Here is a 12,003-nt window from a genome sequence, read left to right as displayed (position 1 = left end):
TCGGATCAGCGAAGAGATTGTCCCGGCTGACGCGATACCTGAAGCCGCGTTAGTTCACCGCCGAACTGGGAACGCCGAAGAATCTGTCGAACGCCCAGTTGTAGGCGAACGTATAGAAAGGGATGTAGACGATGAACACCAGGTCCAGTACGAACGCCTGCGTCAACGTGATGCCCAGCCACCATGCGATGAGCGGGACCAGAAAGCACACTAGGGTCAGCTGGAACGCCACGGCATGCAGCACGCGTCGGCGTACCGTGCGGGTGCGGTCGCGCTGGCGCCGCTCCCATGCCTCGAACAGGTAGTTGAAGCTCACGTTCCATACCGTGGCTATCCCCGTGATCATCAGCGCCAGCAGTCCGGTGGTGGCCGGTGACTTGCCGGTCAGCACCGTCATGACCATCGTTCCCACCGCGAGTCCCAGAAGCTCATAGCCCCCGACGTAGATCACCTTGCGTTTTACGCCCTGCATCACATCCTCCTGCTTGGTCACTGGCGAAGGGTATGGATGCTATATTCAGAATCACTGACTGAAAAAGTCACCTCCTTTCAGAAATATTGAAAGATATATGTCCCTCTCCAGCGATGACATCGATCTCTTCCTCGCTGTGGTCGACCACGGCTCCTTCTCCGGCGCGGCCCGCGCGCTGCGTCGGGTGCCCTCCGCAGTAAGCATGGGTATCGCCAACATCGAGGCCGGATTGGGCTATCCACTGTTTGACCGCTCGCGCCGCGAGGCGTTACCGACAGCACAAGCACTGGCCCTGCTGCCGCACGCGCGATCCGTCGCCAGCAGGCTGCGGCTGTTGCAGAACCATGCCGTGGAGCTTTCGCAGAATCTGGAGAGCACTCTGACCGTCGCTGTCGCCGCCGGCGTTCCGGACCAGACGTTGCTGGAGGCGCTGGCCCGGGTGGGCTGTCGGTACCCTCTGCTGCGGGTGAACCTGCTTCGACTGCCCCAGGACCAGGTTCGCGAGATGCTGCACCAGGAGCGGGCCGATCTGGTCCTGCTGCCTGTCTCCACGGAGGTGGATCGAGAAGAGGCCTTCACCTATGTCACCAACGTGCTTTTCGTCGCCGTCGCTTCGGCCACGGCGGACACGCCCGGTCTCCCGGCGGACCTTCGGCGTCTGGAAGATCTCAGCGGCAGCCGCCAGATCGTCATTGCTGGACCCGATGACGCCGTCGCAGACCGGCGGCTTCTGGTCTCCGATGCCCGATGGCACGTGGACTCGGTGGAAGCGGCGTTGGGCCTGGTAGAGCGCGGCGCCGGCTGGGCCAACCTGCCTGTGGATGTTGTTGAGGTAGCCACCGCTGCTGGCCGCGTGAGAGTGCTCGCGTTCGACAACCTGACCAACGGCGTCACGATGCCAGTGCATCTGGTGTGGCTGCGCAGAAAGCCGGTGCGACTGGCCGCTGGGGACATCATTGCGCTGATGCGTCAGGACCACCGCTGACCAATACCCGAAGAAACAAAAAAGCCCGCATTTTCGTGGACTTACTTGTACATCCGTACGGCCAGATACCACCCAGGGCTGGCCACAGACTAATTCCCACTTAGTTATAAACAAGCAGCTAGATTTCAGTGAAAACGGCGCTTCTGCAGAAGTAAATCGCACGAGACCAAGAAAAACAACACTTTACACATCAGCGCATTGTTCTTTATCTGTCGCAGACTATGCCGTCGCACGCAGGAGCAATTCCCTTGCTGATCGCATGCAAGACCTAACCAAGCCGTCGATGTGCGAAGGCTGACAGATTCAACGCCAAGCCCTGCAGTACCCGCAGGACCTCTGGATCGTTGTCCGTGAGAAGCTCGACAAGATCCTCTTGGTCAGGCTGCCCAAGCGCCACGCGATATAGGAGGCGTTGCGTCTTAAGCCTGGCGAATCGATCGATGTCGCGGCTCTGCGGCAGGGCGAACAGGTGGCGTTTGAGGTCGGCACCGGGAAGCGTCCACCAAGGTGTGAGGCCGGTTTCGTCATCTTTGAAAGCCTCGTCGGCACCTTTTGCTATCGCGTCCCAAGGAGAGGTCAGGTCGCGCCGGGCCGTGGTCAAGGCGTCCTTTCCGAGCTTGTCTGCGAGCGGACGGCGGACGGTGAGGCCACCAAAACGCTGAACGCGACCCTCGCGCTGTTCGAGATCAACCGGGCTTGAGCAAAGGTCCCAATGCCCGAGACGGTCGCACCAGCTATGGAAATCGAGACCTTCCTGGCCAACTGAGGTGGTCGCGAGAACATAGGGCCAGAACGGAGTATTGAACGCGCGACGAATCTCCTCCGAGCGCGCGGGCGTCTGGTTGTCGTCGCCCAGATCCTGACGCTGCGTCTCGCTCTCAGTGCCGCCGAACGGCACAGCTGCATGGCAACGGATGCGGATCTTCTCTTTCTTCGTCCGCCCTTTGAAGCCAAACGTCCCAACACTTGCGGAAAGCGCTCCAGACAGGTCGTCGATGAGGCCGATACCTCCTACCTTAGATTTGCGCAGCCAGAAATGCTCGTCGAGCACCGCTTCGAGACAACCCTCGACGCAGGCGCGCTGATATTTGGCCGTCGCGTCGTCTCCCGGCAATACCGACCAAAAGACCGGACGATCAAGGTAGGTGCGTAGCTTGGTCCAGCAGAACCGCGCCAACTTACGATAATGCTGACCCTTATAGTCGAAGAGCTCCGGGAGGTGGCGATAGAGCGCGCGGCCAGCGACAATACCCGGTGCGCCGAGCGCCATGTCGACCAGCGCGTCGAGCTCCCACTTGCTAATCCAGCTAATCGACTCCGCCTGCTGACGCTGTTCGAGGAGGGATTGGAGAACCGCGTCCTTTGGCGCCACACGTCCCCACTCCTTTTGGACCGCTGCAAAATCGCGAAAGTGTGGCTGCAACTTCGCAGCTTCGATTGATGCGAGCACCGCCCAAGCTGGCTTGCGACGACGACCATCACGCTTGTTCGGCGCCCCGGGCGCAACGGATACCGGAAGCGCCCGAATTATCTGCTGCTTTACCCGAGCACGAACCTGCTTGATAGAAGCGCCGTCGCGGACGTCGAGCGGATCGACAGCGCGAATCAGGAACGGGCTCGGGTGAAAGAGCGCGAAGGTCGGCCCCTGATTAGGCTTAGGATTGAGGTGGCGCTTCTTCCAAGCGTTCGCATAGGCCAGAGAGTTTCTCCCTACGAACTTGCGCTCTACCTCCAGGCTGACCAGCGCCGCTACGCTTTGCGGCGTTGCCCTAAATCGGCTGAAGATCATCATCTTCTGGGGCCGTCCCACCTTAGCCCAAGGGCCTGCAGGATCCCACCAACTCAGTGACGGCAGCATCCAAGGTAGAGCGAGCGCATCGGTTGGCAAGATCTCGCCGAGCGCCCGAAGCTTGGCACTCCCCCAGGCATCTTTCGGTGGCTTGGACCAAGTCGTGACGCCAAGACGCGGGACGCTGCGCTTCGCGGGGAATTCCACACCCCGTGTAATTTGATAGCGGTCGCCGAGAGTCTGTGCAGGCAAAGGGACCGACAGCCAATAGGCAATCGTGGCTGTCTTCATGTTCTTGGGCACTCCAGCGGTGAAGTGGCGATACACGTCTAGGTCATGCGGTTCGATCCGCACGGGCTTGGGCGGTGGTTCGCTGCTTTCTCGAACGGCGGGACGTTCCGTCCGAGACATGAGCGGCGTCAGCAGTCTCTCTAACCGATGCTTGATCGTCTCAGCCTCGCCGATCGCCGCCCCACGGCTCTCGACCGGCAGGCGGCCGATCGCGTGCAGCAGATCTCCGAATCGGCGGAATTGGGTCTCAGCCTTGGAGCGAACATCAGCACCGCCCAGAAACGCGATGAGATCGAACAGTTCGACGTGCGGCGACCCGCCCGCGCCGGTCTCCCAACGCTCCGCATAAAAGCGGTATGGCGTGGCCGAGATCAACAGGATTGGCGGTGGCGAGGCGCCGTCCTTGCCTTGGAGCATCTGGCGCGCGAGTGGATTGTCCGCGCGCGCATCGAGCAGCTCGCGGTAGCACTGGAACTCGTCGAGGATCAAAAGATCCGGCCTCGCGGAGTCGAGCGCCGCTTGCGCCAGAGCCTTGCGCATTAGACCGATCGTGTGGCCGTCCGAGATCATCTCGTCATTGGCCGCCTGCGAGATGGTCTTGCGCGCAGCCCTGCCAAATTCTCCTCTGAGCGCCCGGCCATAGGCGGTCTTGAAGGCAACTGAGGCGTATTCGAACTTTCGTTGGGCTTCGGCGAGAGCCCAGTCCCAGCCTGTCGTCGCGCCGTGCTCAATGAATTTTTCCGGGAACGTGCTTGTCAGCCCAGGATAGATCTCATCGAGCAACAGTTTGATAAAGGCACGTTCGACCGCTTTGCCGCCGTAGAGGCGCTTCTTGCTGGAGAAGGAAGTGTGGGGCGTGAACGCGTAGAGCCGCAGGCTGCCGGTACGTTTCTCCTCGATAGGGATGAGGCCGACGCGATCAATCTTCGAGAGCGCCGCGTCGGCGGCATCCTCGTCTAGGAAGCGCAGCAGTTCGACCTTGTTCTGATCAGCGACCTTGTGACCGCTCGAGATGTAATAGACCGTGAACTTGCGGGCCTTGTACGCGAGCGCCGCGAGCGTGTCGCGAGCGACGACGGTCTTGCCGAGGCCAACCTCGTCAGCAACGAGGTACCGGCGAAGCGGATTTCCACCGACAAGAGCTTTTGTAGCCGCTGCGACCGTCGCTTGCTGGAACGGCTTGGACCTGGCACTCATGAGGCGAGTTGCATGCGGGCGATCGCCCAAATTTGCGCGAGCTCGTGCAAATCTTTCTTCTCCGCAGTGGTAAGGTTCTCGTCATGGGCAAGTAGCGCTTCGACATAGGGCCCGAAGTGTTTATCAACCCTTGTGAACGCCCTCTCATCGCGAGCCCAAGCGGTGAGAATGTCTTCGAGCGTCAAACGGCTGTAGCTTAGCGCCTTGCGCCCACTGGCCGGCGCTTCCATTTCTTCGTCCCAGGCAACGTCGCGGATCGGAATGGTTTCTCCGCCTAGCATCGCCCGCATCCAATCGTGGAAAGCCCGCAGCCCCATATGACTGGCGAGAGCGGCGAGGTCGCGCTTTTCATCGAGCGGAGGATCGATCGTCACGCGCTGCATCCACCGCGCTGATTCCCCGGCTGAGGATATCCGGACTTGGATGAACGCTGATTGGATCGACAGCGGAATAGCCCCGAGATCGAGCCGGACACCGTCCTGGGGCCACTCGAGAAGATCGCCATTGGCATGCCCGGCGGACAGGCGGTGGCTCGCATCCGTGAGTTGCGGCTCTGCCCTCGCATCGAGGACGAAGCGATCGTCATCGCGGCGGAGGATCGGATCCCACGATGCCATGAGCGCCTTGCGTGATTCTTCTAGCGCATCCGCCTGGCTGGTGTCGGCGGGATTGGTCTGCGCAAGTGCCTCGATCGTGACGGGGGTGGCCTTGCCGATCAAGAAATCGAGGCCGGCATTGAACGCGTCGCCCGCTTCGAGCTCGACCATTACTTCGGAATTCCTGCCAGCCCAAGCGCGGTCAGTGGCGTTGGCGCTGCCAACGCGGACGATTGTGGTGTCACCCTGATGAAAAGCGACGAGCTTGGCATGAAGCGCAAGAGGCTGCGGCTCGGCTTCGTCGTCCGACATCGAGGTCTTGGGTACCTCCGGAGCCTTCTCCTCAATGGTCTCATCTGGTGCCGCATAGGCGAGGACACGTGAGAAGGCCGCGAGCGACGACCTCGACCGGTTCGCAATGTCGACTAGCGCCGGCATCGAGGAGACCAAGGTTCGCGCGCCGGTCGGGCCCCAGCGCCCCGCTGCTTTCAGAAAATTCGGGGAGAGGAACGGGCTAACGATCGTGATGCCATCGATAGTGCCCGCGGGAGGCTCGACGGCAAGAGCGACACCGTCTTCGAGACCGTCGAGAAGACCCCGCAGTCGAAAGCCCTCCGGTGCCTCCCACCAGACAGAGTCGAGTTGCTCACTTATGGCCGAGGCATCCGCCCGACCGGCCGCTCTGGCAAGGTTAGCGCCAAGATCACCAATGCCGTCGAGGCGCATTCGACCTTTTCCACGCTTTCCATACCCGTCGAGAAGCACGCCCACCTCAAGGTCCTGTGACCGGGTGAGGTTCCGGCTCCCAATCCATAGCTTCCAGTGGGTCGGCCCCTTCTCGCCTTCGTATTCCACGAGTGCGATCTTTGGATGCCAACTGCGGACACGCTCGTCATGCGCCTGCTCAATCACGAATTGGTCGAGAATACCCGCGACCCTCGGTAGCGCAACCGGCCGCACGATTCTCCCGCGCTGAACTATGATCCGCACACGGTGCCGCAACTGATCAACCGCTTCTGCGAAATCGATCGCCGCGCCCGAGCCCTTCTCGTTATTACGACCGATCAGCGCCAGCAGCATCGCTGCGATGGCCGAAAGGTCCACCGAATAGGTCGCGAACAGCGCCAGACGGACGGTCTCGCCGCGCTCTGGGCGAAGCTCGTCAAGATAGGGCTGTCCGTCCCATGCTGGCGGGCGCTCCATTACACGACGCCCTCCAAGTCCCGTAGAAGTCGTTTTACATTGCCCCAGCGGTAGTGAAGCGGATGCGCAAAGCCATGATTCTCGGCCTGCCACTCCATGCGCCGATCCACACCGAACTGGTTGTTAGCGAGGCGCGACCGATCACCTTTTCGGCTGTACTCGGCCCTACTATAGACATCGAGCAGGGAAGCCGGATTCTTCGTCCTCGAACGGATCCAGGCGAGCGTCTCGCGAAGCACGGCTTCGACGGCCGCGGGGAGGTGGCCGACATCTTGGAGGAACTTAGCGAAATCGAGCCCCACCGCCTGCGCGCCCCATTCATCAACGACGTCACCGAGCCCCGCGCGGTGCAACTTCTCCTGGGGACGCTTGTCACGAGTTTCCTTCAACGATTCGACGAGTGCAGCGTAGACAGCCCTACCAATCGCCGAGAGTGCGGCGGCTTGTCCGGCTCGCTTTATGGGGGCGGCGTCCTTACCCGCAAAGCTAAGGATCTCGTCGCCCCAGCAATGCACAATATGGTCCAGAGAGCGCCCCACGAGTTTGGCAAGAAGGGATGGCTCACTCGGGTTGCTCGGTGAACGGACAGCGCGGAGCTTGCGTGCCAAAAATTCCTGTTCACGTGCAGAGAGTTCGAGCGTCAACTTGCTGTCTCCATCCCATCCCGTCGGTGCTTCAATTAATCCCGTGATCGGCCATGCGACCGTTTCGATGGGCTTGCCGTCGTCATCGTGCATCGACCGCCTGCTCCCGGCTGCGAGCAGTCGCGCCATGTCCGGGCGGCTCCAAGGACGTCCGTCGGGGCTGGCGCCGATCAGCCCCCATTTCGTGAGCGCCGTCCAGTAGACATAGGCAGGCGGCTGACTTATGGCGCGCGGATAGACCTCACCACCAATAACTCCATCGGGCTCGCCTTCATTGTCTTTGAACTGAAGGCGGCCAGTCAGCCTATGCTCTAGATCAATAAATGCATTTGCAAAATCTCTGGGGGCCGAGCGCTTCGCCCTAAGGCTCTGATATATCCAAGGGATGAGAAGCGCGTATCGGAGTCGGGTGTGCAAGACTGAGGTACCCGGGAAGAAATGGTCTGCGTAACGTTGGTGAACAATTAGGAAGCCAACCTCATCGCGGACGCCGGAGCTGGCGCCAAACATCACCTGCTCTGCCTGCCCAAGTGCCTTTCTCGAAAGAAACGTAAAGCCAAAAGATGACAAGAGCCTGTTCCCTATGAATTCCACAAATTAGCTAGATCTTTTATACCCAAATAGAGCACCAGTTCCCAGGCTCACAGTATTGACCAGCGCAGCGCCGTGATCAACCACATTATCCACGCGTTCCGCGGCTGATTACGGTGATCCGAAAGCAGCGATATACCTCACAATCCGAGGAATTTTCATAACTGCCCAGCACATCTGAACGAAGGGCTGCGCACCGTTCTCCAAGTCTTCCCAGCGATCAAGGAGAGGGATGAAAAGGTCTCGAAGAGCTCTGTCATCAAACGTCTCTCGATCACACTTATTCGGAGATGGAAAACTCGGAGAGGAGGCGCGACTACTTCGCTCTTCAACTCCCCTATGCAATTCTCGATTGCTGAAACGGCACTATCCAACACAGAATCCGACACAACGAAACGCGACCCGAGCTTCTCCAGAGCATCGATCCGGTCCGACAAGGAGGATTCGATATCATCCTCGCGAATGCGGCTGGTATTCTGCTCGAAATCTTCCAGCACAGCAGCGTGCAATGCACTAATGATGCTAGGGGGCAGCCCATTCGCTGCGTCCACCGAATCGACAAACGTGGAGAGCATGTCACATGAACCCCAACGTATCGAGTCCATGAGCGCCTTTTCAAGGAGCCCTAGTAATTCGGATTCGTAAATGAACGGTTGGCAGTAGTCCCTGTCTCTTAGACTACAAAACAAGTCGATCAGAGTCTCCCCATCCGACCATGAACCGAAGCCCTGTTGTGGATTGCGGGCAATTGGCATGACACTGCCGGCAAACCGCCGGTCGTTCATGAACTTCCACAAATCCATCAGCATTTGGAGCCTCTTGGAGTTAGCGGCGTCATTGTATTTTAGCGAGCGTGCGTCACCAGCTCGCGGACGCCAGTGCCACCGAAATGCCGTGCCTGACAATGCACAACGATATCTGGATTTGCCACACCTAGAAAGCAAAAGCCCGCATTTACGCGGGCTCCGAGGCATTTTTTGCTAGATTTTGCCAGACAGTGCGGGACTTGGAATCACTCCCACTCAATAGTAGCCGGCGGCTTCCCCGAGATGTCATAGACAACCCTTGAAACCCCCCGCAACTCATTGATGATCCGGTTGCTCACCGTACCCAGGAACTCATACGGCAGATGCGCCCAATGCGCCGTCATGAAGTCAATCGTCTCCACCGCACGCAGCGCAATCACCCACTCATACGCACGCGCATCCCCCACCACGCCCACCGACTTCACCGGCAGGAACACCGCGAACGCCTGGCTGGTCTTGTCGTACAGATCGGCCTTGCGCAGTTCGTCGATGAAGATCGCATCGGCCTTGGCCAGCAGTTCGGCGTATTCGCGCTTCACTTCGCCGAGGATGCGCACGCCCAGGCCCGGGCCCGGGAACGGATGGCGGTAGACCATGCTGCGCGGCAGGCCGAGTTCGACGCCGAGGCGACGCACTTCGTCCTTGAACAGCTCGCGCAGCGGCTCGACCAGGCCCAGCTTCATGTGCTCGGGCAGGCCGCCGACGTTGTGGTGGCTCTTGATCACATGCGCTTTGCCGGTCTTGCTGCCGGCCGACTCGATCACGTCGGGGTAGATGGTGCCCTGCGCCAGCCACTTGGCGTTCTTCAGCTTGGTGGATTCTTCATCGAAGATGTCCACGAACAGGTTGCCGATGATCTTGCGCTTGGCTTCCGGGTCGCTGACGCCTTCCAGCTTGCTGAAGTAGCGGTCCGCCGCGTTGACGCGGATCACCTTGACGCCCATGTGCTCGGCGAACATAGCCATCACCTGGTCGCCTTCCTGCCAGCGCAGCAGGCCGGTATCGACGAACACGCAGGTCAGCTTGTCGCCGATCGCCTTGTGCAGCAGCGCGGCCACGACCGACGAATCGACGCCGCCGGACAGGCCCAGGATCACTTCGTCATCGCCGACCAGTTCGCGCACGCGGGCGATCTGGTCGTCGATGATGTTGGCCGCGGTCCACAGGGTCTCGCAGCCGCACACGTCCACCACGAAGCGGCGCAGCAGCGCCTGGCCCTGCAGGGTGTGGGTCACTTCCGGGTGGAACTGCACGCCGTACCAGCGCTTCTCTTCGTTGGCCATCGCGGCCACCGGGATGCGATCGGTCACGGCGGTGACGGTGAAGCCCGGGGGCGCGACGGAGACGTGGTCGCCATGGCTCATCCAGACATTCAACTTCGGCTCGCCACCATGGTCGCTCAGGCCCTTGAACAGCGCATCCGGGGCGATGACGTTGACTTCAGCATGGCCGAACTCACGCTGGTCAGCCGCTTCGGTGGCACCACCGAGCTGGGCGGCCAGGGTCTGCATGCCGTAGCAGATGCCGAAGATCGGCAGGCCGCTGTCGAACACTTCCTGCGGCGCGGCAGGCGCGCCCGGCAGCGTGGTCGATTCCGGGCCACCGGACAGGATGATGCCCTTGGCGCCGAACGCGGCGATGTCGGCCGGGTTGTGGTCCCATGCCCAGATCTCGCAGTACACGCCGAGCTCGCGGATGCGGCGCGCGATCAGCTGGGTGTACTGGGCGCCGAAATCGAGGATGAGGATCTTGTCGTTATGGATGTTGGTCATGGTGCCCGGGCAATGCAGGAGTAAATACGGGAAACACAGCGTCGTTACCGGCGGCGGATAGAGAAAGAGGAACGGGAATCAGCTTCCTCGTTCCTCTTTGCTCATGCCGCATCAGGCGCGGTAGTTCGGCGGCTCTTTGGTGATCTGCACGTCGTGGACGTGGCTCTCACGTTGGCCGGCGCCGCTGATCTTGACGAACTTCGGCTTGCTGCGCATGTCTTCGACGGTGCCGCAGCCCACGTAACCCATGGTGGCGCGCAGGCCGCCCATCAGCTGGTGGATGATGCCGCCGACCGGGCCGCGGTACGGCACGCGGCCTTCGATGCCTTCGGGCACCAGCTTGTCGGCGCTGGAGGCGTCCTGGAAGTAGCGGTCCTTGGACCCCTTTTCCATCGCGGCCAGCGAGCCCATGCCGCGGTAGCTCTTATAGGAGCGGCCCTGGAACAGCTCGGTCTCGCCGGGCGATTCCTCGGTACCGGCCAGCAAGCCACCGATCATGATGGTGGAGGCACCGGCGGCCAGCGCCTTGCCGATGTCGCCGGAGTAACGGATACCACCATCCGCGATCAGCGGGATGCGGTCCTGCAGCGCCTCGGCGACCAGGTCGATCGCGGTGATCTGCGGCACGCCGACACCGGCGACAACGCGCGTGGTGCAGATCGAGCCCGGGCCGATGCCGACCTTGACCGCGTCCGCGCCGCTGTCCAGCAGCGCCAGTGCGGCTTCACCGGTGCAGATGTTGCCACCGACGACCTGCACCTGCGGGAAGTGCTTCTTGACCCAGCTGACGCGATCCAGCACGCCCTGCGAGTGGCCGTGCGCGGTGTCGACCACCAGCACGTCCACCCCGGCGGCGACCAGCGCCTCGACCCGGCGGTCGGTATCGCCACCGACGCCGACGGCCGCGCCGACCAGCAGGCGGGTGGCGGTGTCCTTGGCGGCGTTGGGGTAATCGGTGTTCTTCTGGATGTCCTTGACGGTGATCAGGCCGCGCAGGGCGAACTCATCGTTGACGACCAGGATCTTCTCGATGCGGTTGCGGTGCAGCAGCTGCAGCACTTCATCGGAGGCCGCGCCTTCCTTGACCGTGATCAGGCGATCCTTCTTGGTCATGATGTGGCGGACCGGATCGTCCAGCTCGGTCTCGAAGCGCATGTCACGGTGGGTGACGATGCCGACCAGCTGGCCGCCGCCGTCCACCACCGGCACGCCGGAGATGTTGCGCGCCTGGGTCAGGGCCAGCACGTCGCGGATGGTGGTTTCCGGGCCGACGGTGATCGGGTCGCGGATGACGCCGGCCTCGAACTTCTTGACCTTGGCCACTTCGGCAGCCTGCTGCTCGACGCTCAGATTCTTGTGGATGATGCCCATGCCGCCGAGCTGGGCCATGGCGATGGCCAGGCGGGCTTCGGTGACGGTATCCATGGCAGCCGAGAGGATCGGAAGCTTCAGCCGCAGGTCGCGCGTCAGGCGCGTTTCCAGACTGACATCCTTGGGCAGGATGATGGAATGAGCGGGGACGAGAGAGACGTCGTCGTAGGTGAGAGCTTCAGCCTGGATGCGCAGCATCGGCATACCCGAGATGTGGGGAAGCGCGACATTTTACCCTGATTCGGGCGTCTTTGGCAGGGGTCGGATGCGACGCTGTGTCGCGTGG

At 61.3% G+C, this 12,003-nt stretch carries 8 protein-coding genes; 1 reads left to right on the top strand and 7 read right to left on the bottom strand.

The features are described 5' to 3' along the window. Positions 1 to 49: 49 nt before the first annotated feature. Complete coding sequence (locus EDF74_RS05195) at positions 50 to 472, bottom strand: PACE efflux transporter (protein WP_123729718.1); 423 nt, start codon at positions 470 to 472, stop codon at positions 50 to 52. 97 nt (positions 473 to 569) lie between these two features. Between EDF74_RS05195 and EDF74_RS05190 the strand changes: the two genes are divergently transcribed. Next, positions 570 to 1,457, top strand: a complete 888-nt coding sequence (locus EDF74_RS05190) for a LysR family transcriptional regulator (RefSeq protein ID WP_123729073.1) — start codon at positions 570 to 572, stop codon at positions 1,455 to 1,457. Positions 1,458 to 1,725: 268 nt separating this feature from the next. Here EDF74_RS05190 and EDF74_RS05185 read toward each other — a convergent pair whose 3' ends face one another. The 6 genes from EDF74_RS05185 to guaB form a co-directional block, all read right to left on the bottom strand. Continuing rightward, positions 1,726 to 4,734, bottom strand: coding sequence for a helicase (locus EDF74_RS05185; protein ID WP_123729072.1), 3,009 nt, complete (start codon positions 4,732 to 4,734; stop codon positions 1,726 to 1,728). Then, complete coding sequence (locus EDF74_RS05180; RefSeq protein ID WP_123729071.1) at positions 4,731 to 6,533, bottom strand: phospholipase D family protein; 1,803 nt, start codon at positions 6,531 to 6,533, stop codon at positions 4,731 to 4,733. The genes EDF74_RS05185 and EDF74_RS05180 overlap by 4 nt, the downstream gene beginning before the upstream one ends. After that, positions 6,533 to 7,747 carry a DUF6361 family protein gene (locus EDF74_RS05175; RefSeq protein ID WP_221180326.1) on the bottom strand — a complete coding sequence of 405 codons (1,215 nt, stop codon included), beginning with the start codon at positions 7,745 to 7,747 and terminating at the stop codon, positions 6,533 to 6,535. The genes EDF74_RS05180 and EDF74_RS05175 overlap by 1 nt, the downstream gene beginning before the upstream one ends. A 179-nt stretch (positions 7,748 to 7,926) precedes the next feature. Then, a complete protein-coding gene (locus tag EDF74_RS05170) occupies positions 7,927 to 8,577 on the bottom strand; it encodes a hypothetical protein (RefSeq protein ID WP_123729069.1) in 651 nt (216 codons plus the stop codon). Between the two features lie 203 nt (positions 8,578 to 8,780). Further along, a complete protein-coding gene (guaA, locus tag EDF74_RS05165; protein ID WP_123729068.1) occupies positions 8,781 to 10,346 on the bottom strand; it encodes a glutamine-hydrolyzing GMP synthase in 1,566 nt (521 codons plus the stop codon). A 111-nt stretch (positions 10,347 to 10,457) separates the two neighbouring features. Then, on the bottom strand, positions 10,458 to 11,915 hold the full coding sequence (gene guaB / locus EDF74_RS05160; RefSeq protein ID WP_123729717.1) for an IMP dehydrogenase: 1,458 nt from the start codon (positions 11,913 to 11,915) through the stop codon (positions 10,458 to 10,460). Positions 11,916 to 12,003: the final 88 nt, after the last annotated feature.

Origin of the sequence: Stenotrophomonas rhizophila (genome assembly GCF_003751305.1) — a bacterium.
Taxonomy (GTDB): Bacteria; Pseudomonadota; Gammaproteobacteria; order Xanthomonadales; family Xanthomonadaceae; genus Stenotrophomonas; species Stenotrophomonas rhizophila_B.
This window is presented reverse-complemented; position numbering and strand designations above follow the sequence as displayed.

Excerpts from the sequence above, each read along its gene's own strand:
- EDF74_RS05190 (WP_123729073.1), top strand. The coding sequence starts at position 570 with ATGTCCCTCTCCAGCGATGACATCGATCTCTTCCTCGCTGTGGTCGAC.
- EDF74_RS05195 (WP_123729718.1), bottom strand. The coding sequence starts at position 472 with ATGCAGGGCGTAAAACGCAAGGTGATCTACGTCGGGGGCTATGAGCTT.
- EDF74_RS05170 (WP_123729069.1), bottom strand. The coding sequence starts at position 8,577 with ATGCTGATGGATTTGTGGAAGTTCATGAACGACCGGCGGTTTGCCGGC.
- guaB (WP_123729717.1), bottom strand. The coding sequence starts at position 11,915 with ATGCTGCGCATCCAGGCTGAAGCTCTCACCTACGACGACGTCTCTCTC.
- EDF74_RS05185 (WP_123729072.1), bottom strand. The coding sequence starts at position 4,734 with ATGAGTGCCAGGTCCAAGCCGTTCCAGCAAGCGACGGTCGCAGCGGCT.
- EDF74_RS05180 (WP_123729071.1), bottom strand. The coding sequence starts at position 6,533 with ATGGAGCGCCCGCCAGCATGGGACGGACAGCCCTATCTTGACGAGCTT.
- guaA (WP_123729068.1), bottom strand. The coding sequence starts at position 10,346 with ATGACCAACATCCATAACGACAAGATCCTCATCCTCGATTTCGGCGCC.